The organism is Delftia sp. WSY_7 (assembly GCF_043104845.1).
Taxonomy (GTDB): domain Bacteria; phylum Pseudomonadota; class Gammaproteobacteria; order Burkholderiales; family Burkholderiaceae_C; genus Comamonas; species Comamonas tsuruhatensis.
This window is the reverse complement of record NZ_JBICLB010000034.1, coordinates 690,607-716,477: the sequence shown is the minus strand read 5'-3', so window position 1 is coordinate 716,477 and position 25,871 is coordinate 690,607. Positions and strand designations below refer to the sequence as shown.

Below are 25,871 nucleotides of genomic sequence, written 5' to 3'. Positions count from 1 at the left end.
GTGCGCTATTGTCCCATTGCCTGGCCGGCTGCGGCCGCGCGCCCCAGGCCGGCAAGATCGACCAGCGTCAGCCGCCCATAGGCCGCCTGCAGCAGGCCGCGCTGCTCCAGCAGGCGCAGCTCCTTGTTGATGGTCTGGCGCGAGACCGACAGCATGGCGGCCAGGTCGCTCTGCGAGATGCGCAGCACCACGCCCTGCCCGTCGGGCGCGGGCTGGCCATGCGTGGGGGCCAGCCGCGCCAGCAGCTCGGCCACGCGGTTGTCGATGTTGCTGAAGGCGTGGCGCTGCTGGACGACGATCAGCTCGTGCATGCGTGCCAGCACCAGCAGGCAGATGTCCTTCCACAGCAGCGGATGGGCATCGAGCAGGGCCAGGAAAGACTCGCCGGGGATCTCCACCAGCACGGTGGGCTGGTGCGCGTGGTAGTCGTAGACGAATTGCGTGTGCTCCAGCAGCCGCGCCAGGCCCACGATGTCGCCCGCGCTGTGCATGGACAGCACGAAGCGCGAGCCCGTGGCGTCCACGCCGCCCACTTCCACGCAGCCCGAAGCCACCACCAGCACCTCGCGCCGCTTGGGGTCGGCGGCGCGCACCTGCTGGTGGCGCTCGTAGCGGCCCAGGCGGGACAGCGCCGTCAGCTCATCGAGCACCTCGGGCGGCCAGTTGCGCAGCATGCGGCACAGGCCCAGGGCGCGGCGGATCAGCGCCGAAGGGTCGGCCACGGGAGCAGGCTTGGAGCGCATGGTTCTCTCACGATGTCGAAGGCCCCGGGTTAGTCCGGTGCCCATGTACCGCCATTTGTCAATGGCTTGACAGAGTGCATCCCCTGTCGCTCGGGATAGTAGCAAGCAAGCCACCGGGCAAAGCATCCGGGGCGCTACCAAGGAGACAAGTTCGTGAAGCACAAGCATTGGCTGGCCGCCGGCGGCATGGCGGCCCTGGGAACGTCCGCGTGGGCCCAGGGCAGCGTGGAGATGTTCGGCATCGTCGACGTCCACATCAACAGCGCAAGGTCGGGCGCCACGCGCCTGAGCCGGCTGGAGGACGGGGGCAGCGCGGCATCGCGCATCGGCTTTCGCGGCAGCGAGGACCTGGGCGGCGGCCTGCGTGCCCAGTTCATGCTGGAGGCCGGCGTGGCGCCGGACACAGGCCTGGGCACCATTCCCGGCCCGGGCCTGGCCTTCACGCGCCAGACCTGGGTGGGGCTGAACAGCGGCTGGGGCGCCGTGGAGATGGGCCGCATGTACACGCCCATGTTCGGCGCGCTGTTCCGGGCCGATCCGCTGGGCATGAACGCGCTGTTTTCCTCGCTGAACCTGGTGTCGGCCACCGATGCCCAGGCCGGCCTGCGGCCGTTTGCGGCACGGGCCAACAACCTGGTGCGCTACCGCACGCCGGCAGGCCAGCCCTGGCTGGCGGACCTGGCCTATTCCTTCGGCGAAGCGGCTTCACCGAACAGCAGCAACGGCCGCCTCTACGGCGCCACGCTGGGCTGGAACCAGAAGCCCTGGTTCCTGGCCTACAGCTTCCAGAAGTCCGTGGAAGGCAGCGCCGCCGCACCCGTGGCCGCGCCCGCCACCAGCCAGTACCAGGCACTGTCGGCCAGCTGGGAAGCCCTGAATGGGCTGCGCCTGACGGGCAACTACGTCATCAACCGCGTGGACCGTGCAGGCACACCCAAGGCGAAGCTGGCGCAGCTGGGCGCCGATTGGAGCGTGGATGCGCGCTCCAAGCTGCTGGTCTCGGTGGCGCGGCGCGAGGTGGGCGGCACGGACCGCGCCCAGAACACCTGGACGCTGGGCTACGACTACGCGCTGAGCAAGCGCACCGTGCTCTACGCGCGCTGGCTGCAGCTGGGCAACGCGGCCAATGCCTCGGCCGCCATCGCCAACGTGCCGGTGGCCGCCAACAGCGGCGACGGCGTGCGGTCCCTGGCGCTGGGCGTGCGCCACAACTTCTGAGGGACACCCATGACCGACAGCCATTGCTTTGACACCTCCCGGCTCGACGCGCTGTTCGCGCCGCGCTCCATCGCCGTGGTCGGCGCCTCGGACCAGGCCAGCAAGATCGGCGGCATTCCGCTGGACTACCTGCTGCGCTTCGGCTACGGCGGCGCGCTGTATGCGGTGAACCCGCGCGCCAGCCGCGTGCAGGGCCTGCCCGCGCACGAGCGGCTGGCCGCCATCGGCGCGCCGGTGGACCTGGCCATCGTCGCCGTGCCGCAGTCGCAGGTGGCCGGCGTGCTGGAGGATGCGGCCGCCGCGCGCGTGCAGTCCATGGTGCTGTTTTCCTCGGGCTATGCCGAGACCGGCTCCGAAGGCACGGCCGCCCAGCAGGCGCTGGCGCGGCGCGCGCAGGAGGCGGGCATACGCCTCATCGGCCCGAACTGCCTGGGCTTCATGCGCCCCGGCCACCAGGTCTACGCCACGTTCTCGCCCGCGCCGGGCGGCGGGCTGGTGCGGCCCGGGCGCATCGGCATGGTCAGCCAGTCGGGCGCCTTCGGTGCCTATGCCTACAGCCTGGCGCGCGAGCGCGGGCTGGGCCTGTCGCTGTGGGCCACCACGGGCAACGAGGCCGATGTACAGCTGGCCGATGGCCTGGCCTGGCTGGCCCAGGACCCCGAGACCGACGTGATCATGGCCTACATGGAGGGCTGCCGCGACGGCCCCCGGCTGCGCGCGGCCCTGGCCCTGGCGCAGGAGCGCGGCAAGCCCGTGGTCATGTGCAAGGTGGGCACCAGCGCCCTGGGCGCGGCCGCCGCCGCATCGCACACGGCCTCGCTGGCGGGCAACGATGCCGTCTATGACGCGGTGTTCCGCCGCTACGGTGTGCTGCGCGCGCATTCCATCACCGACTTCTTCGCGCTGGCGGCCAGCGCCTCCATCGCGCGGGCCCCCAAGGGGCGGTCCATCGGACTGTTCACGGTCTCGGGCGGCGTGGGCGCCATGATGGCCGACGACGCCAGCGCAGCCGGCCTGGACGTGGCACCGCTGTCCGATGCGGCCCAGCGCCAGTTGCGCGAATGGGTGCCGTTTGCCGCGCCGCGCAACCCCGTGGACATCACGGGCCAGGTCACCAACGACATGACGCTGCTGGAGCGCAGTGCCCGCCTGATGCTGGCCGACCGGCAGTTCGACAGCTGGCTGGGCTTCTTCGCGGCAGGCGGCCTGTCCGACGCCTTCTGGCCCGTGCTGCAAAGCCTGGTGCAGACGCTGCGCACCCACCATCCCGACACCCTGCTGGCCGTCAGCACGCTGTGCCCGCCCGAGCGCCGCGATGCGCTGGAGGCGCTGGGCTGCCTGGTGTTCGCCGACCCGGGCGCGGCCATACGCTGCATTGGCGCGCTGGCCCGCCTGCATGAAACACCGCAGGCGCTGCCCGCGATGGCCGATGCAGGCAGTGCGCTGCACCTGGCGGCGGGCACGCTGTCGGAGCAGCGCAGCATGGCCCTGCTGGCCGAGGCCGGCGTGCCCGTGGTGCCGCACCGGCTGGTGCGCACGGCGGCAGAGGCAGCGCAGGCCATGCAGGAGATGGGCGGACGCATTGCCCTCAAGGTCTGCAGCGATGCCATCGCCCACAAGTCCGACGTGGGCGGCGTGGCACTGAACCTGGCGGATGCGGCCGGCGCCCAGGCCGCCTTCGACCGCATCCTGGCCAATGCGCGCCAGGCCCGGCCCGAGGCGCGCATCGACGGCGCGCTGGCCGCCCCCATGGTGCAGGGCGGCGTGGAGTGCATCGCCGGCGTGCACCGCGACCCGGTGTTCGGCCCGGTGCTGATGTTCGGGCTGGGCGGCATCCATGCCGAGATCCTGCGCGATGTCTCGCTGCGCCTGCTGCCCATCACGCGCGACGACGCGCTGGCCATGGTGCGCGAGCTGCGGGCCTTTGCCGTGCTGGACGGCGCCCGCGGCCGCCCCCGCGTGGACCTGGACAGCATTGCCGACACGCTGTGCGCCCTGGCCGGCTTTGCGCAGCGCGCAGGCGCCACGCTGGAAAGCGCCGAGATCAACCCCCTGATTGCCCGCCCGCGCGAGGACGGCGGCTGCGTGGCCGTCGATGCGCTGGTCATCGGCAGGGAGGCTGCATGAAAGCCAATGCCCATTCCATCTCCCACCCGGAGGCCACCATGAACACACCCCTGCTGCGCACCGCCGCGCTGACCTGTCTTGCCCTGGCCTGCAGCGCCGCGCCGGCCCAGGAAGGCTATCCCGCCCGGCCCGTGCGCATCGTCGTGCAATACCAGGCCGGCGGCTCCACCGACACCGTGGCGCGCATCCTGGCCGAGGGCCTGGCCAAGCGCCTGGGCCAGCCCGTGGTGGTGGACAACCGCAGCGGCGCGGGCGGCATCATCGGCACCGAGCATGTGGCCAAGAGCGTGCCCGACGGCCACACCCTGCTGCTGACCGTGCCCGGGCCCATCACGGCCAACCTGGTGCTCTACAAGAAGCTGCCCTACGACCCGCGCACCGAGCTGCGCATGGTCTCGGACGTGGTCTCGCCCTCCATGGTGATGGCCGTCAACCCGGCCGTGCCGGCCAGGGACTTCAAGGGACTGGTCGAGGCCGTGCGCCAGTCGCCGGGCAAGTACGCCATGGGTTCCTGGGGGGCGGGCACGCAGCCGCACCAGGTCCAGGTCTTCATGGACAAGGCCTACGGCCTGCAGTCGCTGCACGTGGCCTACAAGGGCGAGGGGCCCATGTCCATCGACCTGATCAGCGGCGTGATCCAGATGACGCTGGGCTCGGCCGCCACGCTCAAGCCCTTCATCGACGCCGGCAAGCTGCGCGCCCTGGCCGTGGCCGGACCGCGCCGCAGCAAGGCCCTGCCCGATGTGCCCACCTTTGCCGAGCAGGGCTACCGCGAGCCCGTGTATGCCATCACGGGATCGATCTCGCTGATGGCGCCCGCGCGCACGCCCGACGCCATCGTCGAACGCCTGGGCCGCGAGGTCGCCGCCGTGATGCGCGAGCCCCAGGTGCGCCAGCGTGTCGAGGCGCTGGGCCTGGAGGCCCAGGGCAACAGCCCGGCCGAGGCCAGCGCCGCCTACGCCGCCTTTTTGCCCGTGGCGCTGGACCTGGCGCGCTCCACGGGCGTGACCCTCGACTGACCCCCTCATCCCCTGAAGAAAACAATGGACATGAACCCGACCCCTCCCTCCCTGCCCGAAGTCCGCCGCGCCCTGGCGCGCTCCATCGGCCTGGCCGCCTTTGTCTACGGCTATCCGCTGATAGAGACCTACCGCACCTGCCGCCTGCAGACCGATGCCGGCGCCGCGCGCGCTACCGGTCTGAGTGTGGGCCTGGGCCTGGACATGCGCGGCGACTTCGACACGCTGCACCACAGCCAGCGCCCCTCCACCCATGAGGACCGCGACGTGGTCACGCCCGCCAACGACCTGCTGTACTCGCTGGCCTGGATCCACCTGGCCGACGGCCCGCGCCTGCTGACCGTGCCCTCCAGCGCCGCACATCCGGGCCGCTATTTCGTGCTGGCCCTGTACGACGCCTATACCGAGAATTTCGAGAACCTGGGACCGCGCAACTGCGCGCCCGAAGGCGAGACCGTGGTCCTGGTCGGGCCGGGCGGCCAGGTGCCGGAGCAACTGGCCGGCCACCGTCTGGTGCACTGCCCCAGCAACCTGGTCTGGCTGATCGGCCGCACCGTGGTGGGCGATGCGCCCGACTGGCCTGCAGCCCGCGCACTGCAGGCCGACATCCGGCTGGAGCCCGCGCCGGGCGTGCCGAAAGGAGGCCGCCCGGCCGCCGTCGCGAACTGGGTCGGCCCGCCCGTGGACGCCATGGCGGCCGCCTTCGAGAACCAGGAGCCTGCGGCCGAGGTTGCGCCGCGCTTTTTTGCCAACCTCTGCCATGCGCTGGCCGAGGCGCCTGGCCGCAAGGAGGACCAGGGACTGCTGGCCTGGTTCGGCCAGGCCGGCCTGGTGGCCAGCGCCCACATGGCGTGGGAGCAGCTGGAGGAGCCCGTGCGCGAAGGCCTGACCGAGGGCTTTGCCGACGGCGTGCGCACCGTGGCCGCCATGGGGCGCAACCGCCGCCCCCGGCCCTGGACCATGACGCCGTCCACCGGCCGCTACGGCAGCGAGTACCTGGGCCGCGCACGCACCGCCTACCTGGGCCTGGGCGCGCTGGCCACCAGCGAGGCCATCTACGCGGCCGCCCACCACGACGCAGGCCTGCAGCCGCTGGACGGCAGCCAGCGCTATGTGCTGCGCTTCAATGCCGCCGACATGCCACCGGCCGATGCCTTCTGGTCGGTCACCCTGTACGACGCCGACCGCTTTCTCTACGGCAACGAGATCGGCCGCCACTCCATAGGGGACCGCACGCCGGGCTTGCTGCACGAGGCCGACGGCAGCCTGCAGATCGACCTGGGCCATGCCCGGCCGGCACAGGGCGCCGCCAACTGGCTGCCCACGCCGCACGGGCGCTTCTACCTCATCCTGCGCATGTACCACCCGCAGGCAGGCGCGCACCAATGGCCTGTTCCGCCCCTGCAGCCCGTGGCCGCATGAGACACGCCATGGACCTGACCGCACTGGCCGAGGAGGCCGTCATCCACACCTGCCCGCTGTACGAGATGCGCCGCATGCGCGCGGCCACCTCGCCCCGGCGCAATGCGGCGGGCGAGGCCGCGCCCGCACCGCTGCGCTGGTGCAACCAGTTCGTGCATGCGCGCCAGCTGCTGCGCGCCGGCACCAGCCGCGTGGTCACGCCCAACAACGACACGCTCTACACCAACGCCTGGCTGGACCTGGGCGCCGGGCCACTGGTGATCGACGTGCCCGACACGGCGGGCCGCTACTACGTGCTGGGCCTGCTGGACTTCTTCACCAACCCCTTCGCCCACCTGGGCCAGCGCCTGACGGGCACGGCAGCGCGCTCCTTCCTGGTCACGCCGCCGGGCTGGCAGGGGGAGCCGCCGCCACCGTTCGATGCGCCCGGCGCACACATTGCCGCGCCCACGCCCTGGCTGTGGGTGATAGGCCGCATCCTGGTCGATGGCGAGCACGACCTGCCCGCCGTGCACGCGCTGCAGGACGGCTTTGCGGTGCGCCCGCTGGCCGACTGGCAGGCGGGCACGCCCTCGCAGGCCCGCGCCTTCGACCCGGACTGCGATCCCCAGGCCCCGCCAAATGCCGAGCACTATGCAGCCCAGGTGAATGCCGCCTTGCGCGACAACCCGCCGCCAGCGGGGCATGCCGCACGGGTCGCGCGCTTTGCGGCCGTGGGCCTGGGCGCCGGGCTGGGCGCACCCGATGCGCAACAGCAAGCCGCACTGCAGCGCGCCCTGGACAGCGTGCTGCCCCGGCTGCGCGCGGCCAGCACGGGCCGGCGCCTGGACTCGGGCTGGGAACTCCCCGCCCTGGTCGAAGGCAGTTTTGGCGACGACTTCCAGGCCCGCGCCGAAATTGCACTCAAGTACATCGGCATGCTGGAAAGCCGCGAGGCCATCTACCCGCTGGCCTGGCATGACGCCCAGGGCCAGCCCCTGCACGGCAGCCGCCGCTACCGGCTGCGCTTTGCCCCAGGCGCGCTGCCGCCCGTGCAGGCCTTCTGGTCCCTGACCCTCTACGGCGCCCACGACTGCATGCTGGTGGACAACCCCATCGACCGCTATGCCATCGGCGACCGCACGCCGGGCCTGCGCCCCGACGCTGATGGCGATGGCGATGGCGATGGCGGGTTGACTATCCACATCAGCCACGCGCCGCCGGCCAGCGAAGACCACCGCGCCAACTGGCTGCCCGCGCCGCGCGAAGGCTTTTACCTGTGCCTGCGCGCCTACATGCCACGGCCCGAACTGCTGGACGGCCGCTACGCCCTGCCCCCCATCGAACCAGACCCGGAGACCCCATGAACGCCAGAGACGACGACAAGCCCTTCTTGCTGGTGGGCACCGGCAGCGAAACCGTGGCGCCGGGCCTGCACATAATGCGCGGCCAGGGCCAGTCCTTCGTGGCCGAGACCGACGCGGGCCTGGTGGTGATCGACGCCGGCCCCGGCGGCAAGGTCAGCCAGGACATGATCGCCAGCCTGCGCCAGCTCAGCGACGCGCCCGTGCATGCGCTGTGCTACAGCCACGGCCACATCGGCTACAACGCGGGCGTGCCCGCCTGGCTGGAGCATGCGGCCGCGCGCGGAGAGCCCGTGCCGCGCCTGATCGCGCACCGCAACCTGCCGCGCCGCCAGGCGCGCTACCGCGAGACCCGGGCGCTGCAGCACCGCATGGCCGAGATCCAGTTCAACCGCAGCGCGGGCTTTTTCGAGCACCGGCTGGACATGCACGAGCCCACCGAAACCTTCGACACGCGGCTGGAGATAGGCAGCGGAGACAGCCGCATCGAGCTGTTCTGGGCGCCGTCCGAGACCGACGACGCCATCGCGCTGTGGAGCCCCGGCCAGCGCGTGCTGTACGGCGGCGCGGCGCTGCTGGACTCCATCCCCAACATCGGCACGCCCTTTCGCACGCTGCGCGACACCGTGCGCTGGGCCGACACGCTGCAGGCCATGGCCGCGCTGCGCCCGCTCAAGGCCGTGCGCGAGTTCGGTCCCGTGATCGAGGGCGAGCAGGCCGTGCAGCAGGTGCTGCTGCACACCGCACAGGCGCTGCGCTGGCTGCGCGCCGAAGTCGTGCGCCTGATGAACGAGGGTCTGAACGAGCAGCAGGTGCTCGCGGCCATGGACTATCCGCAGGAACTGTTCGGCGTGGAGTGGATGAAGCCCACCTATGGCGACCCCAGCTACATCGTGCGCGACATCTACCGCTCGGAAAACGGCTGGTGGGACCGCAACCCGACCACGCTGCACCCGGCCCCGCCCGAGGCCGCAGGCGCCGCCATCGCCGATGCCATCACCGACAAGCCCGGCCTGGTGGCCAGCGCCCAGGCGCTGGCCGACGCGGGCCAGTGGCAGCTGGCCCTGCATGTGATCGACGTGCTGGCCACGGCGACCGGCGACGCGCCCGAGATCGGCCAGGCCCGCAGCCTCAAGGCCGCCTGGCTGCGCGAGCGTGCGCGCGAGGTGGACAGCTATGTCTCGCGCAACCTCTACCGCGTGGGAGCCGACATGATCGAGCAGGGCACGCAGGCGCGCCTGGGGCTGCGCTGACGGGGCCGCACACAGGCAAGGCGACACAAGGCGACACAAGGAGACAAGTGCATGAAGACGATGAAGAAGCACGGCATGGCCCTGACACTGCTGCTGGCCATGGCCTGCACGGGCCACGCCCAGCCGGCGCAGGATGCCGGCAACTACCCCGCCCGCCCCGTCACGCTGATCGTGCCTACGGCCGCCGCCGGCGGCACGGACACCATCGCGCGGGTGTTTGCCGAAGGCCTGACCAGGCTGCTCAGGCAGCCCTTCGTGGTGGACAACCGGCCCGGCGCCAACGGCCTGGTCGGCGTGGAGCAGGCCGCGCGCAGTGCGCCGGACGGCTACCGGCTGCTGTTCACCTACACGGCGTCCATGGCCGTGAACCCCAGCCTCTACCGCAAGGTGCCCTATGACCCGGTGAAGGACTTCACGCCCATTGCGCAGATAGGGCGCGCCGGCAATCTGCTGCTGGTCTCGCGCGATCTGCCCGTGCATTCGCTCAAGGAGTTCGTGGCCTATGCAAGCGCACGGCCCGGCCAGCTCAGCTACTGCTCCTGGGGCCAGGGCTCAGGCGGGCACCTGACCATGGAATTCCTGCTCAAGCAGGCAGGCCTGCAGATGCAGCATGTGCCCTACAAGGGCAGCAGCCCCTGTGTGCAGGGCCTGCTGGGCGGGCAGGTGCAAGCGGCGTTTGCGGACACCTCTTCCACCGTGGAGCTGGTGCGTGCGGGCCGCGTGCGCGCCATTGCGCACAGCGGCGACAAGCGCATTCCCAGCCAGCCGGACCTGCCCAGCCTGACCGAGGCGGGCTACCCGTTCCACAACTATTCCTGGTACGGCGTCTTCGCGCCCGCCAAAACGCCGCAGCCCATCGTGGACAAGCTCAACGCCGCCATCAACCAGTTGCTGCAGGACCCGGCCACGGCCAAAAAGCTGGGCGAGCTCAACCTGACCGATCTGCCCCGGACCACGCCTGCGCAATTCGCCGACACGCTGCGCCAGGACCTGGCGGACTGGGGGCGGCTGGTGCGCGAGGTGGGTGTGCAGTTGGACTAGCAGCTCACTCGGCGACGATGCCCGTCCTGCGCACCACCTCGCCAAAGCGCTTGAGGCGCTCGGACATCATGGCCTCGAAAGCCGCGGGGCTCATTTCCTCGGGCGGGGTCACGCCCCGGTCCTGCAGGCTGGCCACCATGGCCGGCGCCGTGGCGGCCTGGCGCACGGCCTTGAAGAGGGCCTGCACCACGGGCGCGGGCGTGCCGGCCGGCGCGGCCAGGCCGGTCCATGAGCTCATGTTCAGCTGCGGGTAGCCGACCTCGGCCAGCGTGGGCACATCGGGAATTTGTGCCACGCGCTGCTCGGAGGCCACGGCCAGGGCGCGCACCTTGCCCGCCTGGATGTGGGGCAGCATGGAGATGAGGTTGTCGAAGAACACCTGCACCTCGCCCGCCAGCACCGAGGTGACCAGCAGCGTGCCGCCCCGGTAGGGAACATGGGTGATGTCCAGGCCCGCATCGGCCTTGAACATCTCCATGTTGAGCTGGCCCATGCTGCCCGTGCCGCCGCTGCCGTAGTTGAGCTGGCCAGGGTGCTTTTTGGCATAGGCGATGAACTCCGCAAAGCTGCGGATGGGCAGGCTCGCGGGCACGACCAGCACATTGGGCAGGCGGCCCAGGATGGCGATGTTCTCGAAATCCTTGATGGGGTCGTAGCCCACCTTGGGCTGGGTCAGAGGATTGGCCAGGTGGCTGCTCTGCGAGGACACGACCAGGGTGTAGCCATCGGGCTTGGCGCGCGCCACGGCCAGCGCGGCCACCGAGCCGCCCGCGCCGGGCCGGTTCTCCACGACGATGGGCACGCCCAGGATGCGTGCCATGGGCTCGGCGTACTGGCGTGCCATGGCATCCACCGAACCGCCCGGAGGGAACGGCACGATGAAGCTGATCTGGCGCGAGGGGTAGCCGGTGGCCTTGCCTTCGGCGGCCAGCGCCGCAAGCGGCGCCAGCATACCCAGGCCCAGCCCCGCGCCAAGCACACGGCGGCGGGAAGGGTGGCTGGCAGCCTGGCGGGCGATAGGGGTCATGCTCATGTCTCCTCCTTATGGAAATACGTCGGCTGCGCCCGGCCATCCGGGGCGCCCTGGGGGCGCCCTGGGCGTGCCCTGCTTACTCGGCCACGATATGGGCCTTGCGCACCACCTCGCCGAAGAGCTTCAGGCGCTCGGCCATCATCTTCTCGAACGCGGCGGGGCTCATCTCCTCGGGCGCGACCACGCCGCGCTCCTTGAGGCTGGCCACCATGGCAGGCGCGGTGGCGGCCTGGCGCACGGCCTTGTGCAGCGTCTGCACGATGGCGTCGGGCGTGCCCGCAGGCGCCGCGATGCCGGTCCAGGAACTCATGTTGAGCTGGGGATAGCCGACCTCGGCCATGGTGGGCACGTCGGGCAGCATGGGCAGGCGCTGCTCCGAGGCCACGACCAGGGCTCGCACCTTGCCCGACTGCACATGGGGCAGCATGAAGACCAGGTTGTCGAGGATGAACTGCACCTCGTTGCCGATGGCCGCCGTGACCAGCGGCGAGCCGCCGCGGTAGGGAATGTGGGTGGCGAAGATGCCCGTGGCGGCCTTGAGCATTTCCACGTTGAGCTGGCCCATGCTGCCGATGCCGGCGCTGCCGTAGTTGACCTGGCCGGGACGCTTTTTCACGTACTCGATGAACTCCTGGAAGTTCTTCACGGGCAGGCTGGAGTGCACCATCAGCGCATTGGGCTGGCGGCCCAGGATGGCGATGTTCTCGAAGTCCTTGATGGGGTCGTAGCCGATCTTGGGCTGGGTCAGCGGATTGGCCAGGTGGCTGCTTTGCGACGACACGACCAGGGTGTAGCCGTCCGGCTTGGCGCGCGACACGTACTGCGTGGCGACCGAGCCGCCCGCGCCGGGACGGTTCTCCACCACGATGGGCACGCCCAGGATGCGCGACAGGGGCTCGGCGTACTGGCGGCCCATGATGTCCACCGAGCCGCCGGGCGGAAACGGCACGACCAGCGTGATCGGGCGCGAGGGGTACTTGTCATCGGCGCGTGCGGCCAGCGGCGCCAGCGCGGACAGGCCCGCCAGGCCAAGGCCTGCGCCCAGCAGCTTGCGGCGGGTGGGGAAGGATGCATTCACGGACAGGTTTTTCATGGGTATCAGCGGAGTCAAGGATGGTCGAAGATGGCGAGGGCCACGGCCTGGGCGCGCGGCACGAAGGTGGCCAGCTCGCAGTACTCGCGCTCGGTATGGGGATGGCCGCCCACGGGGCCGGTGGCGCACAGCGTGGGCACGCCCACCGAGGCCGTGAGGCCGCTGTCGGCCGCGCCGCCCGTGAACTCGCCCTGCACGTCGAAGCCCAGCGACTGCGCGCCGCGACGGTACAGCTGCAGCAGCGCATCGGGCGTGGGCGCCATGGGCAGGGTGCGGCGCACGGCGGTGACGCGGCCCTGGGTGCGGGGCACGGATTCTTCCTCCACGATGGCGCGGATGCGCTCCATCAGCGCATCGGGATCGGTCTGGGCCGTGTAGCGCACATCGAGCTCGGCCTTGGCATGGGGCGCCACCATGTTCGGCACGATGCCGCCCTGCAGCACGCCCACATTGGTGGTCGTGCCCGTGGCGGGATCGGTCAGCGCATGCAGGGCCAGCAGCTTGCGTGCCATGGCTTCCAGCGCGCTGGCGCCGGCCGCGTGGTTGATGCCGGCGTGGGCGGCTACGCCCTGCACCTCGAACTCCACGGCCATCGATCCCTTGCGGCTGGTCACCAGGTTGCCGCTGACGCGGCCCGGCTCGGCGTTGAAGACGGCGCGCGCACCGCGCACCGTATCCATGATGGTCTGGCGCGTGGCGGGCGAGCCGATCTCCTCGTCGCACGAGAAGAACAGCTTGAGCGGCGCGCCCAGGCCGCCGCAGCGCGCAAAGGCCTCGGCCACGAAGACGTTGAGCACCAGGCCCGACTTCATGTCGGCCACGCCGGGACCGTAGGCCCGGCCTTCTTCCACGCGGAAGGGGCGGCGCGCCACGGTGCCGGCCGGAAAGACCGTGTCCATGTGGCCCATCAGATAGATGGGCGCGCCCTCGCCGGGCCCGGGCACGTCGGCATGCAGCAGCACGCCGTAGCCGGGAACGTCCTCGAAGCGCACGGCCACGCCGGCCGTCTCCAGCCGCTCGCGCAGGGCCTGGGCCACGGCCAGGATGCCGGCTTCATCGCGGCTGCCGCTGTCGATATCGACAATCCTGTGCAACAGATCTTGCATGGCCTGCTGCTGGCCGCCCAGCCAGTCCAGCAGTCTCGCGCGCTGCTGCACGCGGCTTTGTTCGAGGGTATCGTGCATGGTGGAATCTCCAGAGTGCATGCAGTGTTGCACGCGACCCCCTATTTTGCAACACACGTTGCATATACAAGAAAAACATGAAATCACCATTGCAAAAAGCCGCGCTGCTGCTGCCGCAGCGCCTGGCGCAGCAGGGCGCGGAACTGACGGCCAGCGAGCAGACGCTGGCCCAGACCCTGGGCAGCGACTATCCGCATGCGCTGCTGGAATCGGCCACCGCCCTGGCAGCGCGCACAGGCACCAGCGCCTCGACCGTGGTGCGCCTGTTCGCCAAGCTCGGCTATGCCAGCTATGCCGAGGCCCAGCGCGAGGCGCGCGGCGAGGTGACGGCGCTGCTGCAGACGGCTGCCCAGCGCGCGCCCGTGCTGCTGGGCGCGCAGCGCAGCCTGAGCGAGTGCGTGGACGATGCACTGCTGCACGACCAGCACAACATCCAGTCCACGCGCGAGGGGCTGGACATGGCGGCCTTCGAGGCCATGGCCCGGCAGCTCGCGCAGGACGAGGGCCGGGTGTTCGTGCTGGCCCAGCTCAACAGCTCGCCGGTCTCCGCCTGGCTGGCCCTGCACCTGAACATGTGCCGCCCCGGCGTGCAGCAGCTGGATGCAGGCGCCATCGCCCCGGCCGACCAGCTGCTGTGGGTAGGCCCCACCGACACGCTGCTGGCCTTCAGCGTGAGCCAGTATTCACGCGGCACCTACGAGGTGGCGCAGCGATTTTCGGAAGCCGGCGCCCGGGTGCTGGCCATCACCGACAGCCCCACGGCCCCCCTGGCCACCGTGGCCCACCACTGGCTGCAGGTGCGCACGGCCAATGCCTCGCCCTTTCACTCCTACACGGCCGCCTTCTACCTGTGCAATGCCCTGGTCTCGGCCGTGGCCCAGTTGCGCCATGCCGATGTGTCCGAGGCGCTGGCCCGGCGCGACGCGCTGTGGAGGGAGTTCAACCACCAGCTGATCAGGACGCCCGAGCCGCGCGGGCCGGCTCGCGCCGCGCGCAAGCCACCCGCGCGCAGGTCTTCTACATAGACCAGTAGTACTTGAAGCTCAGCGTGGCCTCGCGATCCACGCCGCGGAAGATGCCTGCGAAGTACTTGCGGTTGAACAGGTTGTTGATGTTCAGCACGATGCGGTACTGCGGCGTCTCGTAGGCCAGCGCCAGGTCGGCCAGCGTGGCGGAGTCGTTGATGTTCAGCGTGCCGTCCGCCGCCACGTTGTAGGGAGAGCGACCCTTGTAGCGCAGGCCGCCGGCCACCATCAGGCCCGGCACCGCGCGCGGGCGGTAGTCCAGCCACAGGCTGGCCATGTGGCGTGTGGTCTGTATGGTCTGGCGGCCGATTTCGGCGGGCCGGTTGCTCTGCGTGGTGCGCGGGTCCAGGTAGGTGTAGCTGGCCAGCGCGTTCAGCTCGCGCGTGAGCGCGAAGCGGCCTTCCAGCTCCAGCCCCGTGGAGCGCACCTCGCCCGTCTGGATGCTGAAGCGCGGGTGGTCGGGGTCCAGCGTGGTGACGTTGGTCTGGCGCAGGTCGAAGACCGAGGCCGTGATCAGCGAGGTGCTTCCCGGAGGCTGGTACTTCACGCCCGCCTCGTACTGCTTGCCGCGCCGGGGCTCGAACGGATTGCCGTCGTACTGCAGGCCCGTGACCGGATCGAAGGAGGTCGCATAGCTCGCATAGGGCGCCCAGCCGCTGTCGAACAGGTAGAGCAGGCCCGCGCTGCCGGTGGTGGCGCTGTCGCTCATGCGCGGCTGGGTGCTGCTGTTCTGCGTGGTGCGCGCCTGGTCATGGCGCAGGCTGAGATTGGCCACCCAGCGGTCCCACTTGAACTGGTTGAGGGTGTAGATGCCGGTCTGGCGCAGGTCCGTGCGGCTGTCCTCCAGCTCTGGATAGGCGATGGACTGGCCATAGACAGGGTCGAGCATGTCCAGGTCGGGCACATCCCAGCCAAAGCCCAGGCCGCCGCGCTCCCTGTACTTCACATGGTCCATGCCGAAGGCCAGCCGGTGCTGCAGCCCGCCCCATCGCAGGTCCTTTTGCAGGCGGGTGTCCAGCGCCAGCGTGCGGCCCTTGGTGCGCTGGGCCAGGCTGGCGCGCGAGACGCTTCGGCCGTCGGCCAGCACGTCCATGGCGTAGATATGGCGGTAATCGATGTCGATGGTGGAGTAGCGCAGGTTCTGCGTGAGCTGCCAGCCGCTGTCGGTCTGGTGCGAGAACTCGTAGCCCAGCGATCGCGTGTCGCGGTCGAAGCGGTCGAAGGACGGGTCGCCGGCGGTCAGGTGCGCGGGCAGGTCCTTGATCTGCGGGTAGGTGAACAGGCTGGGCCACCAGGACTTGGGCGTGCCGCGCTCGCGCGAGTAGCTGCCCAGCACGGTCAGGTGGGTGCGGCCGGAGAGGTTCCAGCGCAGCGAGGGCGCGATGGAGATGCGGTCATCGCGCGAGCCCACGGTGCGTCCGTCGCTGTCACGCGCCTTGAGGTTGAGCCGGTACAGCAGGTCGCCCGAGGCATCCAGCGCGCCGCCCAGATCGGCCGTGGCCTGGGCGCGCTGGTAGCGGCCATAGGACAGGCCCACGCTGTTCACATGGTCGGCCTCGGGTTTCTTGGAGACCACGTTGATCACGCCGCCCGGCCGCCCCTGGCCAAAGAGCACGGAGGCCGGGCCCTTGATGACCTCGATGCTGTCCAGCTCGTCGATCTCGTCGTTCCACGAACCATAGGTGCCGGCCGAGAACTGCCGCAGCCCGTCCTTGTAGTAGGAGCTGCCATCGCTGAAACCCCGGATGATGGCGCCCGTCATGCGCAGGTCCGCGCCCGTGACTTCGGTGGACACGCCGGCCGTGTACGACAGGGCCTGCTCGATGCTCTTGGGCGCCTGGTTCTGCAGCTGTTCCTGGGTGACGATGGAGATGGAGCGCGGCGTCTCGATCAGCGGCGTGTCCAGCTTGGTGCTGGCGCTCCTGCCGCTGCCCACGTAGCTGCCCGGCGCGGCCATGCGCTGCGATGTCACGTTGACCGTGGACAGCGTGGTGCCCGCCGACGCCTGCGGCGCAGGCTCAGGCGCAGGCGCCTTTCGCAGCGTGAACGTGCCCTCCTCGGTGCTGTGCGCGGTCACGCCGGTGCCGGCCAACAGCCGGTCCATGGCCTCCTGCGGCGTGAAGCTGCCCCGGAGGGCCGGCGCCTGGCGGCCGCCCAGCACGGCTTCGTCGTACAGCACCTGGAACTGGGTCTGGCGGCCAAAGGCGCGCAGCGCGTTGATCAGCGGCTGGGCCGGCTGGTCAAAGGCCAGCCGCTGTCCGGATGACGGCATCGGTGAAGAGGCGGCCGGCTGCTGAAGCTGTTGCGCACGGGCGGACGGCGCGGCGCCCATGCCGGCCACGGCACCGGCCACCAGCCACGCCAGCAGGCGCGGACTGGCCTGCGGGCCGGCGCCCTGCTCCTTCATGTTCCTGCGTCGGGCATGTGTGCCCCTGCCTGCGAATTCCCTGCCTGCTGCTTCTTGCGCTCTCATTGCCACTCCGTTGCTGTGCCGTTGCACGGGCACGCGACGGGCAGGCCGCAGGCAGCCGTCGCGGGCGACCAGGAACCGCGCCGGACAAGTCATGCCAGCCCACCCGCGCATGCGCGTCAGGTGTTGCGGCCGTTGGCTGGGGCGTGAGGGACGAGCGCCCTCGGTGGTCCTTGGCTGGCAGCCGTGCGGGCCTGGAAAATCCACGCCCCTGCCCCTATAGAAGCCAAAACCGGTGCAAAGCTGGAACCTGGGGTTGGCCGTCAGTTTGAAACAAATTGTTTCCCAACCTTCGATTCATCCCCGCACGATCAGCCAACCTCCGCCGCTGCGCGGCTGCACGCGTACCGCAATCAAGGTCGGCAGCGCGCGCACAAAGCGCTCGGGCGCGGCCGTGGCCAGCAGGCCCGAGACACGCAGGCGGCCCAGCGACTCGTCGCCCAGCTCCACGGGCGCACCCAGATAGCGCGACAGCTCCTGCGCCACCTCCGCCAGCGGCGTGCCGCTGAAGCGCACCTGGCCCGTGCGCCAGTCGCCCACGCTGTCCGCATCGGCCACCACGGTGCTGTGCCGGCCGGCGCCGTCCACAGCCACGCCCGCGCCTGCCGCCAGCAGCAGGACATCGCCCCCAGCCCGGTCACGCTCGGGCCGCAGCTGCACCTTGCCCTCCAGCACCTTCACCACCAGCCGCGGCGGCCCGGCGCGCACATTGAACGCGGTGCCCACCACCCGGACGCGGCTGGCGCCGGAGTCCACGGTGAAGGGCCTGTCCGGGCCGGGCGTGACCTCGAAGAAGGCCTCGCCCCGATCCAGCACCACCTCGCGGCGGCGCGGGTAGTAGCGCACCTGGAGTTCGCTGTCCACGTTGAGGGCCACGCGCGAGCCATCGGGCAGCTCGATGCTCTGCGTCTGCCCGGGCGCCGTGCGGGCCTGCAGCGTATAGCCTGGCGTGTGGTCCCAGCGGTACCAGCCACCCCAGGCCAGCAGCGAGACCACCGCCAGCACGGACAGGGCCGCCGCAGGGCGGCCGGGCCAGCGGGCAAGAACGCGCTGGCGCGGCGGCGCGGCCGCTGGTGCCGCGCAGACGGCAGGCGCGGCGGGCGGCACCGCTGCGCCGAACTCATCGGGAAACAATTCCCTGAGCTGTGGCGCGCCATGCCAGTGGCGCGACATGCCTTCGAAGATGCCGCGGTGCAGCGGGTGGGCGCCCAGCCACGCATCCAGCGCGCGCTCATCGGCGCCCGTCCAGTCCGGCTGCTGGCGGCGCACGAACCAGTCGGCCGCCCTGTCATGCAGCCCCACCAGCTCCTGCGGCGAAACGCCCGGGGGAAGTTCGTTGCTCATCGTGTGTTCTCTGCGGCGCCCGGCCGCTGCTCGTCTGCGCGCAGCAGGGCACGCATTTGCTCGGCGCTGGCGTAGCGTACGCGGATCTCGCAATAGGACAGTGCCCGGCTCAGGTGGCGCGAGACCATGCGCACGGTGATGTCCATGCGCTCGGCCGTCTGCTCCAGCGTCAGTTCCTGCACGCGGTGCAGCACGAAGGCCTGGCGCTGGCGCTCGGGCAGCTCGTTCAGGGCATCGCGCAGCCGGGCCAGGCGCTGGCGGCGCTCATCGTCCAGCGCATGGTCGGCTCCGTCGCGGGCCGGCAGGGCCTCGACCTCGTCGCGGCAATCCTCCACGGACACCAGCCGCACACCGGCCTGCTGCGGCGCCGTGCGGTGCGCGAAGGCCGCCACGCTGCGCACGACCTGATGCAGATAGGGCCGCTCTTCGTCCACAGGCAGGCGCTTGTCGGCCGACAGCATGCGCACGAAGACTTCCTGGGAGGCATCCTCGATATCGGCCGGGCTCTTGAAGTACCGCGCCAGCATGCGCTGCAGCGGCTTGCGCCAGCGGGTGTAGAGACTGCGGGAATGGCCACCGGGCTCTCCCGGGGCGTCGTCGCGCTTCATGGCAGGCATGGCACGGCGGACGTGGAAGTTGTCCGGTGGCGGGGAAATGGGGGCGGGATCTGGAGCACGGTGCAAACAGCTGAGCCGGCGATTGTATCGAGAACGATTCTCATCATCGTCTCGCCGCGGCCACAAAAAAGGGGCGCCGAAGCGCCCCCTTGATTGCCGTGCCCGCAAGGGCCGCACCGGTTCAGTGCTGCAGGATCTTGTTGAGGAATTCCTTGGTCCGGGGCTGGCGCGCTTCCGGGTTGCCGAAGAATTCGTCCTTGGAGCAGTCCTCCAGGATCTTGCCGCCCACGTCCATGAAGATCACGCGGCTGGCCACCTTGCGCGCAAAGCCCATTTCGTGGGTCACGCACATCATGGTCATGCCTTCGTTGGCCAGGCCGATCATCACGTCCAGCACTTCGCCGACCATTTCGGGGTCCAGCGCGGAGGTGGGTTCGTCGAACAGCATCACGATGGGGTCCATGGACAGCGCGCGCGCAATGGCCACGCGCTGCTGCTGGCCGCCCGACAGCTGGCCCGGGAACTTGTCCTTGTGCGCCGTCAGGCCCACGCGGTCCAGCATCTTGAGGCCGCGCTTCCTGGCGTCGTCCGCGCTGCGGCCCAGCACCTTGACCTGGGCAATGGTCAGGTTCTCGGTCACCGACAGGTGCGGGAACAGCTCGAAGTGCTGGAACACCATGCCCACGCGGCTGCGCAGCTTGGGCAGGTTGGTCTTGGGATCGTGCACGGCCACGCCGTCCACGAAGATCTCGCCCTTCTGGAAGGGCTCCAGCGCGTTGATGGTCTTGATCAGCGTGGACTTGCCCGAGCCCGACGGGCCGCAGACCACCACGACCTCACCCTTCTGGATGTTGGTGGAGCAGTCGGTCAGCACTTGAAAGCTGCCGTACCACTTGGAAACGTTCTTGAGTTCAATCATTGCAATTCCTCAATGGGGTGCTGGCTCATCGAATGATGGCAATCTTTTTGTGCAGGCGCTTCACTGCCCAGGACAGCGAATAGCACAGCACGAAGTAGGTCACGCCAGCGGCCAGATAGGATTCGATGGGACGGCCGTAGTTCTTGCCGGCCACTTCGAAGCCCTTGAGCATGTCGTAGGCACCGATGGCATAGACCAGCGAGGTGTCCTGGAACAGGATGATGGTCTGCGTCAGCAGCACGGGCAGCATGTTGCGGAAGGCCTGGGGCAGCACCACGAGGCGCATGTTCTGCCCATAGGTCATGCCCATGGCCTGGCCCGCGAAGACCTGGCCGCGCGGGATGGACTGGATGCCCGCGCGCATGATCTCGCTGAAGTAGGCCGCCTCGAAGGCGATGAAGGTGATGATGGCCGAGACCTCGGCGCCGATGGGCCGACCGATGATCAGCGGCATCAGCAGAAAGAACCACAGGATCACCATCACCAGCGGCACGGAGCGCATGCCGTTGACGTAGAGCGTGGCGGGCACATCGAGCCATTTCTTGCCGGACAGGCGCATCAGCGCCAGCAGCGTGCCGAAGAGCACACCGCCAATGGTGGCGATGACGGTCAGCGTCAGGCTGAAGTACAGGCCCTTCAGCACGAAGTTGCTGAACAGGTCCCAGGTGAAGAACGACCAGTCGATTTGCAGGTTCATGTCAGTGTCCTCCGCCGCTGGCAGCGATCAGGCCCGGGACGCGCGAGCGCTTCTCGATGAAGGCCATGATGCGGTTGATGGCAAAGGCGGAGACCACGTACAGGCCGGTGACGGCCAGGTAGATCTCGATGCCGCGCGAAGTCTCTTCCTGCGCCTGCATGGCGAACATGGTCAGTTCGGCCACGGACACGGCAAACGCCACGGACGAGTTCTTGAACACGTTCATGGTCTCGCTGGTCAGCGGCGGAATGATGATGCGAAACGCCATGGGCAGCAGCACGTAGCGGTAGTACTGGAACGTGGTGAAACCCAGCGCCATGCCCGCGTACCGCTGGCCGCGAGGCAGCGCCTGGATGCCGGAACGCACCTGCTCGGCGATACGGGCCGAGGTGAAGAAGCCCAGCGCCAGCACCACGAGCACGAAGCCCGGCAGGGACTTCAGCGCGGGGAAGATGGACGGCACCACGTGGTACCACATGAAGATGTGGACCAGCAGCGGAATATTGCGGAACAGTTCGACCCAGGCATTGCCCAGCCGCACGATCCACGGCCGGTCGGGCAGCGTGCGCAGCGTGCCGATCAGCGAGCCGACGATCAATGCGATCAACAGCGACAGCAGCGACACGGAAATGGTCCAGCCCCAGGCCGACAGCATCCAGTCGAGGTAGGTGATGTCGCCGTTCTTGCCGAAGCAGCTTTGACCGACCTCTTGGGTAATGGTGTCCTGGCAGAACACCTGCCAATCCCAACTCATAGGAGCACCTCTTTATTCAGATTCTTGAAAAATGCACTACCGGCAAAAACGGCGCCGCAACAAAAAACGCCCCTTCCAACCGCATGGCAGAAGGGGCGGCATTCAGCTGGTGCTTACTTGACTTCGTACGACTCCATGGGCTTGTCGTTGGGGTTGGCCCATGCGTCCTTGGTGGCGTCGGACAGCGGCAGGCCGACCTTCACGTTGGCCGGGGGAATCGGCTGCATGAACCACTTGTCATAGAGCTTGGCCAGCGAGCCGTCGGCGATCTGGCGCTTGATGGAGTCGTCCACGGCCTTCTTGAAGGCGGGGTCGTCCTTGCGCAGCATGCAGGCGATGGGCTCGACAGACAGGGTTTCGCCGACGATCTTGTAGTCGGCAGGTGCCTTGGACTTGGAGATGTTGGCGGCCAGGATGGAGCCGTCCATGATGAAGGCGTCGGCACGGCCGGTTTCCAGCATCAGGAAGCTGTCGGCGTGGTCCTTGCCCATGACTTCCTTGAAGGTCAGGCCGTCGGCGCGCTTGTTCTTGCGCAGGGTCTGCACCGAGGTGGTGCCCGTCGTCGTGACGATGGTCTTGCCGTTCAGGTCCTTGATGCCGGTGATGCCGGAGTTGCCCTTGACGGCGATGCGCACCTCTTCCACATAGGTGGTCACGGCGAAGGCCACATCCTTTTGACGGGCCTGGCTGTTGGTGGTGGAGCCGCACTCGATGTCCACGGTGCCATTGGTCACCAGGGGGATGCGGTTCTGCGAGGTGACGGGCTGGTACTTGATGTCCAGCTTGGCCAGGCCCAGCTGCTTCTGGATGTCGGCCAGCACGCGCTCGCCCATCTCGGTGTGGAAGCCCACGTACTTGCCATTGCCCAGCGTGTAGCCCAGGCCGGAGGATTCACGCACGCCCAGCGTCACGGCGCCGGAGGACTTGATCTTGGCCAGGGTGTCGCCAGCCTGCGCAAAAGCGCTGCCTGCAGCCAGGGCGGTCACGGCGATGGCCAACAAATGCTTCTTCATACGGGTCTCCTGAGATGAGAACGAAAACGGTCTTGATGAGAACGGTCGAGTCGCCTTGTGGGCTGGCTCGAACTATCAACGATGTGACACATATTGTGCAATCACGCACGGTGCTGGAGCACCGACACGTGCTAGGGCTTTCCAGCACGTCAGCCAGATTCAGGTAAGCAACTGCCGTGCCATGGCACGCGTTTTTTGCCCGATCCAGCGCGCCTGGGGGCCTGCACACGGCGTGGCTGCTGTGCGCGCACTCTAATGCCAGGCGTGGCAGCACAGCCAATGCCGTTTGCAGAAACCCTTATGCATGCCATGCATAATAGGTGTTTACCCTAGGCATAACCCATGCACCAAGTCGGTCTCTTGACGGGCTTTGCCGTGCACCAGCGTGCAGCAAAAAGGGGCTCGAGAGCCCCTTTGTCTTCATGTGTGCCGCCTGGCGTGTCAGCCGATGGTCTCGCCCTGCTCCAGCAGGAAGTTCCACAGCGCGCCGGCCACGCCCTGGGGCGCATCCTTGCTGGTGGGTTTTTCGCGGTAGGCACGCACTTCCATGTCCATGCGGAAACCGTCGTCACCGGCAGGTGCGGCGCTGACCAGGCGGCCGGCCTCCAACTCGTTGCGCACGGCGCTGAATGGCAAAAAGGCCACGCCATGGCCTTCCAGCGCCATGGCCTTGAGGCCTTCGGCCATGTCGGTCTCGTAGACGCGCTCCAAGTGCACGGCCTCGGCCGCTTCCTTGAGGATGAGTTCCGTCACGCGGCCCAGGTAGGCGCCCGGCGCATAGCCCAGGTAGGGCAGCGGCTGGCCCTGGCGGCCCGGCAGCTGGTGCAGCGGCAGGCCGTCGGCGTCGGGCCTGGCGTAGGGGGCGAGCACCTCATGGCCCAGGCTGACCATCTCGTAGCGCGCCGGGTCAAGCTGGAAGGGCTGGGACGGATGGAAGTAGGCGATCAGCAGGTCGCAGCCGCCCTCGACCAGGCGCATCACGGCGTCGTGCACGTTGAGCGCGAACAGCCGGCTGCGGAACGGCCCGAACTTGGCCTGCACGCTGGAGACCCAGTTCGGGAAGAAGGTGAAGGCCAGCGTGTGCGGCACGGCAAACCCCACCATGCCCTTGCCCGCGCTGACATGGGCCCGCAGCATGGTGCGCGTGCTCTGCAGCGACTGCAGCATCTCCAGCGCCTGGTCATACATGGTCTTGCCGGCCGGCGTGAGCCGGGTCGGGTAGGAGCTGCGGTCCACAAGGTCGGTGCCGGCCCAGGCCTCCAGTGCCTGGATGCGGCGCGAGAACGCAGGTTGCGTCACATGCCGCAGTTGGGCGGAGCGGCTGAAACTGCGTGTTTCAGCCAGGCTGACGAAATCTTCTAGCCATTTGGTTTCCATGCCCGCCATTATCCGCTGTGATGGAAGGCACCCCCTGAGCGGCTACGCCGCTTCCCCCTCTCTCTCCGGGAGGGGGACGGCACCCTCGGTGCGGGGCGGCCCTTCCTCGGAGCCTCCACGCCGGGGCATGCCCGTATCAACGTCCCGCATGGGCCGCCACACTGAGGAAACCGCCATCTGATGCGGCGCTCGTATGCGCACATAATGGCGCTGCGCCGCATTTACCCAATGTGACATTTTTTCCTCACGGCCCCCGGCACACGACGCCGAGGAAGCTCAGTGACTGCATCTGCCCCGCCATGTGTAATTTTCTGACTCCCCGCGTCCATGTCATCCCCTCCCACCGAAAACGGCGCCGCTGAGACGCCTTCCCAGCCGGACGAGCCGCGTTCGCTGCGCATCGAGGACTGGCTCACCGTGGTGATCATGGCCCTGCTGGCCCTGATCACCTTCGCCAATGTGCTGGTGCGCTACTTCACCTCCTCGTCCTTCGCGTGGACCGAGGAAATCTCGGTCTTCCTGATGATCCTGCTGGCCATGGTCGCGGGCTCGGCGGCCGTGGCGCGCAACGCCCACATCCGCATCGAATACTTCGCCGAAGGCGGCAGCGCCCTGCGCAGGAAGCGCCTGGCGCGCTTCGGCACGCTGATGGTGGCCCTGCTGTTCGCGGTGATCGCCGCACTGAGCGTGCGCGTGGTCTGGGACGACTACCGTTTCGAGGAAACCTCGCCCGGCATCGGCGTGCCGCAGTGGTGGTATTCGATGTGGCTGCCCATCTGCTCGGCGCTGATCACGCTGCGCGCGCTGCAACTGTTCCTGCGCCAGGGGCGCCCCGGCGCCTTCGTGGACGAGGAGAAGGCGCCATGATCGCGACCCTGCTCTTCATCGCCTTCCTGGGCCTGATGCTCCTGGGCGTGCCCATCGGCGCGGCCCTGGGCCTGGCAGGTGCGGCCGCCATCGCGCTGGCCAGCCCCGACACGCAGTGGTTCGGCCTGCTGGCCGTGCCGCAGAACTTCTATGCCGGCCTGGGCAAGTACCCGCTGCTGGCGATTCCGATGTTCGTGCTCGTGGGCTCGATCTTCGACCGCTCGGGCGTGGCGCTGCGCCTGGTGAACTTCGCCGTGGCCATCGTGGGCCGTGGCCCCGGCATGCTGCCCCTGGTGGCGATTGCCGTGGCCATGTTCCTGGGCGGCATCTCGGGCTCGGGCCCGGCCAATGCCGCTGCCGTGGGCGGCGTGATGATCGCGGCCATGAGCCGCGCCGGCTATCCCGGCAGCTTCTCGGCCAGCGTGGTGGGCGCGGCCGCGGCCACCGACATCCTGATCCCGCCGTCCGTGGCCTTCATCATCTACTCGGTGCTGGTGCCCGGCGCCTCGGTGCCGGCGCTGTTTGCGGCCGGCATGATCCCCGGCATCCTGGCCGGCGTGGCGCTGATCGTTCCGGCCGTGTGGATGTCGCGCAGGCACAGGATGGGTGCGCTGGAATCGTCCATGCCGCGCCCGCCGTTCTGGCGCAGCCTGCGCGAGGCCTCCTGGGGCCTGGCCGCCCCGGTGCTGATCCTGGGCGGCATGCGCGCCGGCTGGTTCACCCCTACCGAGGCCGCCGTGGTGGCCGTGTTCTACGGCCTGTTCGTGGGCATGGTGATCCACCGCACCATCACGCTGCGCGACCTGTATCCCATCCTGCGCGAGGCCGGCGAGCTGTCGGCCGTGATCCTGCTGGTGGTGTCGCTGGCCGGCATCTTCGCGTTCTCGCTGTCCACGCTGGGCGTGATCGATCCGGTGGCCAAGGCCATCGTGGAATCGGGCCTGGGCGAGTACGGCGTGATGGCGCTGCTGATCCTGCTGCTGATCACCGTGGGCATGTTCCTGGACGGCATCTCCATCTTCCTGATCTTCGTGCCGCTGCTGCTGCCGATCATGCAGCACTACCACTGGGACCCGGTGTGGTTCGGCGTCATCCTCACGCTCAAGGTGGCGCTGGGCCAGTTCACGCCGCCGCTGGCCGTGAACCTGATGGTGTCCTGCCGCATCGCGGGCGTGCGCATGGAGTCCACCGTGCGCTGGGTCGGCCCCATGCTGCTGGCCATGTTCCTGGTGATGATCGCCGTGATCGCCTTCCCGCAGCTGGCTCTCTGGCTCCCAGCACGCCTGGGCTACTGATTTCCCAAAAATTCAAC

22 protein-coding genes are annotated in these 25,871 nt (G+C 69.1%); 10 read left to right on the top strand and 12 right to left on the bottom strand.

Annotation, left to right across the window (positions count from 1 at the left end):
• Positions 1 to 5: 5 nt before the first annotated feature.
• Positions 6 to 743, bottom strand: coding sequence for a Crp/Fnr family transcriptional regulator (locus ACF8ME_RS18060; RefSeq protein ID WP_392417675.1), 738 nt, complete (start codon positions 741 to 743; stop codon positions 6 to 8).
• A gap of 153 nt (positions 744 to 896) precedes the next feature.
• Here ACF8ME_RS18060 and ACF8ME_RS18055 point away from each other — a divergent pair, with 153 nt between their 5' ends.
• The 7 genes from ACF8ME_RS18055 to ACF8ME_RS18025 are packed head-to-tail and all read left to right on the top strand — an operon-like array spanning position 897 to position 10,166.
• The gene (locus tag ACF8ME_RS18055) at positions 897 to 1,961 is read left to right on the top strand and encodes a porin (protein ID WP_392417673.1); all 1,065 of its coding nucleotides are present in this window, start codon (positions 897 to 899) and stop codon (positions 1,959 to 1,961) included.
• A 9-nt stretch (positions 1,962 to 1,970) separates the two neighbouring features.
• A complete protein-coding gene (locus ACF8ME_RS18050; RefSeq protein WP_392417671.1) occupies positions 1,971 to 4,088 on the top strand; it encodes an acetate--CoA ligase family protein in 2,118 nt (705 codons plus the stop codon).
• Positions 4,085 to 5,107 (top strand): Bug family tripartite tricarboxylate transporter substrate binding protein, encoded by a 1,023-nt coding sequence (locus ACF8ME_RS18045; protein ID WP_392417669.1) that lies wholly within the window; start codon positions 4,085 to 4,087, stop codon positions 5,105 to 5,107. The genes ACF8ME_RS18050 and ACF8ME_RS18045 overlap by 4 nt, the downstream gene beginning before the upstream one ends.
• 24 nt (positions 5,108 to 5,131) lie before the next feature.
• A complete protein-coding gene (locus ACF8ME_RS18040) occupies positions 5,132 to 6,529 on the top strand; it encodes a DUF1254 domain-containing protein (protein WP_392417667.1) in 1,398 nt (465 codons plus the stop codon).
• Positions 6,530 to 6,537: 8 nt separating this feature from the next.
• Positions 6,538 to 7,875, top strand: coding sequence for a DUF1254 domain-containing protein (locus ACF8ME_RS18035; RefSeq protein WP_392417665.1), 1,338 nt, complete (start codon positions 6,538 to 6,540; stop codon positions 7,873 to 7,875).
• The gene (locus tag ACF8ME_RS18030; RefSeq protein WP_392417663.1) at positions 7,872 to 9,125 is read left to right on the top strand and encodes an alkyl sulfatase dimerization domain-containing protein; all 1,254 of its coding nucleotides are present in this window, start codon (positions 7,872 to 7,874) and stop codon (positions 9,123 to 9,125) included. The genes ACF8ME_RS18035 and ACF8ME_RS18030 overlap by 4 nt, the downstream gene beginning before the upstream one ends.
• Before the next feature lie 51 nt (positions 9,126 to 9,176).
• A complete protein-coding gene (locus ACF8ME_RS18025; protein ID WP_392417661.1) occupies positions 9,177 to 10,166 on the top strand; it encodes a Bug family tripartite tricarboxylate transporter substrate binding protein in 990 nt (329 codons plus the stop codon).
• A gap of 4 nt (positions 10,167 to 10,170) precedes the next feature.
• Here ACF8ME_RS18025 and ACF8ME_RS18020 read toward each other — a convergent pair whose 3' ends face one another.
• The 3 genes from ACF8ME_RS18020 to ACF8ME_RS18010 form a co-directional block, all read right to left on the bottom strand.
• Positions 10,171 to 11,199 (bottom strand): Bug family tripartite tricarboxylate transporter substrate binding protein, encoded by a 1,029-nt coding sequence (locus ACF8ME_RS18020; protein WP_392417659.1) that lies wholly within the window; start codon positions 11,197 to 11,199, stop codon positions 10,171 to 10,173.
• A gap of 76 nt (positions 11,200 to 11,275) precedes the next feature.
• Entirely contained in the window at positions 11,276 to 12,292 is a 1,017-nt protein-coding gene (locus tag ACF8ME_RS18015; RefSeq protein WP_016450281.1) for a tripartite tricarboxylate transporter substrate binding protein, read from the bottom strand.
• Positions 12,293 to 12,306: 14 nt separating this feature from the next.
• Positions 12,307 to 13,476 (bottom strand): M20 family metallopeptidase, encoded by a 1,170-nt coding sequence (locus ACF8ME_RS18010; RefSeq protein WP_046987580.1) that lies wholly within the window; start codon positions 13,474 to 13,476, stop codon positions 12,307 to 12,309.
• A gap of 77 nt (positions 13,477 to 13,553) precedes the next feature.
• Here ACF8ME_RS18010 and ACF8ME_RS18005 point away from each other — a divergent pair, with 77 nt between their 5' ends.
• Entirely contained in the window at positions 13,554 to 14,501 is a 948-nt protein-coding gene (locus tag ACF8ME_RS18005; protein WP_016450279.1) for a MurR/RpiR family transcriptional regulator, read from the top strand.
• Here the strand turns inward: ACF8ME_RS18005 and ACF8ME_RS18000 are convergent.
• From ACF8ME_RS18000 to ACF8ME_RS17965, 8 genes are all read right to left on the bottom strand, one after another.
• Entirely contained in the window at positions 14,494 to 16,908 is a 2,415-nt protein-coding gene (locus ACF8ME_RS18000) for a TonB-dependent siderophore receptor (protein ID WP_392417658.1), read from the bottom strand. The two genes, ACF8ME_RS18005 and ACF8ME_RS18000, sit on opposite strands and share 8 nt — an antisense overlap.
• A gap of 360 nt (positions 16,909 to 17,268) precedes the next feature.
• Positions 17,269 to 18,315 (bottom strand): FecR family protein, encoded by a 1,047-nt coding sequence (locus tag ACF8ME_RS17995; protein ID WP_392417656.1) that lies wholly within the window; start codon positions 18,313 to 18,315, stop codon positions 17,269 to 17,271.
• Positions 18,312 to 18,923, bottom strand: coding sequence for an RNA polymerase sigma factor (locus ACF8ME_RS17990; protein ID WP_224986090.1), 612 nt, complete (start codon positions 18,921 to 18,923; stop codon positions 18,312 to 18,314). The genes ACF8ME_RS17995 and ACF8ME_RS17990 overlap by 4 nt, the downstream gene beginning before the upstream one ends.
• Positions 18,924 to 19,113: 190 nt before the next feature.
• A complete protein-coding gene (locus ACF8ME_RS17985) occupies positions 19,114 to 19,851 on the bottom strand; it encodes an amino acid ABC transporter ATP-binding protein (protein ID WP_016450275.1) in 738 nt (245 codons plus the stop codon).
• A gap of 25 nt (positions 19,852 to 19,876) precedes the next feature.
• Positions 19,877 to 20,548 (bottom strand): amino acid ABC transporter permease, encoded by a 672-nt coding sequence (locus ACF8ME_RS17980; RefSeq protein ID WP_016450274.1) that lies wholly within the window; start codon positions 20,546 to 20,548, stop codon positions 19,877 to 19,879.
• Between the two features lies 1 nt (position 20,549).
• Positions 20,550 to 21,302, bottom strand: a complete 753-nt coding sequence (locus ACF8ME_RS17975) for an amino acid ABC transporter permease (RefSeq protein WP_016450273.1) — start codon at positions 21,300 to 21,302, stop codon at positions 20,550 to 20,552.
• A gap of 113 nt (positions 21,303 to 21,415) precedes the next feature.
• Positions 21,416 to 22,315 carry a transporter substrate-binding domain-containing protein gene (locus tag ACF8ME_RS17970; protein WP_016450272.1) on the bottom strand — a complete coding sequence of 300 codons (900 nt, stop codon included), beginning with the start codon at positions 22,313 to 22,315 and terminating at the stop codon, positions 21,416 to 21,418.
• A gap of 441 nt (positions 22,316 to 22,756) precedes the next feature.
• A complete protein-coding gene (locus ACF8ME_RS17965; RefSeq protein WP_016450271.1) occupies positions 22,757 to 23,692 on the bottom strand; it encodes a LysR substrate-binding domain-containing protein in 936 nt (311 codons plus the stop codon).
• Between the two features lie 327 nt (positions 23,693 to 24,019).
• On the opposite strand from ACF8ME_RS17965, the gene ACF8ME_RS17960 reads away from it, so the two are divergent.
• Together ACF8ME_RS17960 and ACF8ME_RS17955 are read left to right on the top strand one after the other, a co-directional pair.
• A complete protein-coding gene (locus tag ACF8ME_RS17960; protein ID WP_016450270.1) occupies positions 24,020 to 24,559 on the top strand; it encodes a TRAP transporter small permease in 540 nt (179 codons plus the stop codon).
• Positions 24,556 to 25,854, top strand: a complete 1,299-nt coding sequence (locus tag ACF8ME_RS17955; RefSeq protein ID WP_016451794.1) for a TRAP transporter large permease — start codon at positions 24,556 to 24,558, stop codon at positions 25,852 to 25,854. Before ACF8ME_RS17960 ends, ACF8ME_RS17955 begins: the two co-directional genes overlap by 4 nt.
• Positions 25,855 to 25,871 lie beyond the last annotated feature (17 nt).

Excerpts from the sequence above, each read along its gene's own strand:
- ACF8ME_RS18060 (WP_392417675.1), bottom strand. The coding sequence starts at position 743 with ATGCGCTCCAAGCCTGCTCCCGTGGCCGACCCTTCGGCGCTGATCCGC.
- ACF8ME_RS18050 (WP_392417671.1), top strand. The coding sequence starts at position 1,971 with ATGACCGACAGCCATTGCTTTGACACCTCCCGGCTCGACGCGCTGTTC.
- ACF8ME_RS18045 (WP_392417669.1), top strand. The coding sequence starts at position 4,085 with ATGAAAGCCAATGCCCATTCCATCTCCCACCCGGAGGCCACCATGAAC.
- ACF8ME_RS18040 (WP_392417667.1), top strand. The coding sequence starts at position 5,132 with ATGGACATGAACCCGACCCCTCCCTCCCTGCCCGAAGTCCGCCGCGCC.
- ACF8ME_RS18035 (WP_392417665.1), top strand. The coding sequence starts at position 6,538 with ATGGACCTGACCGCACTGGCCGAGGAGGCCGTCATCCACACCTGCCCG.
- ACF8ME_RS18030 (WP_392417663.1), top strand. The coding sequence starts at position 7,872 with ATGAACGCCAGAGACGACGACAAGCCCTTCTTGCTGGTGGGCACCGGC.
- ACF8ME_RS18025 (WP_392417661.1), top strand. The coding sequence starts at position 9,177 with ATGAAGACGATGAAGAAGCACGGCATGGCCCTGACACTGCTGCTGGCC.
- ACF8ME_RS18020 (WP_392417659.1), bottom strand. The coding sequence starts at position 11,199 with ATGAGCATGACCCCTATCGCCCGCCAGGCTGCCAGCCACCCTTCCCGC.
- ACF8ME_RS18015 (WP_016450281.1), bottom strand. The coding sequence starts at position 12,292 with ATGAAAAACCTGTCCGTGAATGCATCCTTCCCCACCCGCCGCAAGCTG.
- ACF8ME_RS18010 (WP_046987580.1), bottom strand. The coding sequence starts at position 13,476 with ATGCACGATACCCTCGAACAAAGCCGCGTGCAGCAGCGCGCGAGACTG.
- ACF8ME_RS18005 (WP_016450279.1), top strand. The coding sequence starts at position 13,554 with ATGAAATCACCATTGCAAAAAGCCGCGCTGCTGCTGCCGCAGCGCCTG.
- ACF8ME_RS18000 (WP_392417658.1), bottom strand. The coding sequence starts at position 16,908 with ATGAAGGAGCAGGGCGCCGGCCCGCAGGCCAGTCCGCGCCTGCTGGCG.
- ACF8ME_RS17995 (WP_392417656.1), bottom strand. The coding sequence starts at position 18,315 with ATGAGCAACGAACTTCCCCCGGGCGTTTCGCCGCAGGAGCTGGTGGGG.
- ACF8ME_RS17990 (WP_224986090.1), bottom strand. The coding sequence starts at position 18,923 with ATGAAGCGCGACGACGCCCCGGGAGAGCCCGGTGGCCATTCCCGCAGT.
- ACF8ME_RS17985 (WP_016450275.1), bottom strand. The coding sequence starts at position 19,851 with ATGATTGAACTCAAGAACGTTTCCAAGTGGTACGGCAGCTTTCAAGTG.
- ACF8ME_RS17980 (WP_016450274.1), bottom strand. The coding sequence starts at position 20,548 with ATGAACCTGCAAATCGACTGGTCGTTCTTCACCTGGGACCTGTTCAGC.
- ACF8ME_RS17975 (WP_016450273.1), bottom strand. The coding sequence starts at position 21,302 with ATGAGTTGGGATTGGCAGGTGTTCTGCCAGGACACCATTACCCAAGAG.
- ACF8ME_RS17970 (WP_016450272.1), bottom strand. The coding sequence starts at position 22,315 with ATGAAGAAGCATTTGTTGGCCATCGCCGTGACCGCCCTGGCTGCAGGC.
- ACF8ME_RS17965 (WP_016450271.1), bottom strand. The coding sequence starts at position 23,692 with ATGGAAACCAAATGGCTAGAAGATTTCGTCAGCCTGGCTGAAACACGC.
- ACF8ME_RS17960 (WP_016450270.1), top strand. The coding sequence starts at position 24,020 with ATGTCATCCCCTCCCACCGAAAACGGCGCCGCTGAGACGCCTTCCCAG.
- ACF8ME_RS17955 (WP_016451794.1), top strand. The coding sequence starts at position 24,556 with ATGATCGCGACCCTGCTCTTCATCGCCTTCCTGGGCCTGATGCTCCTG.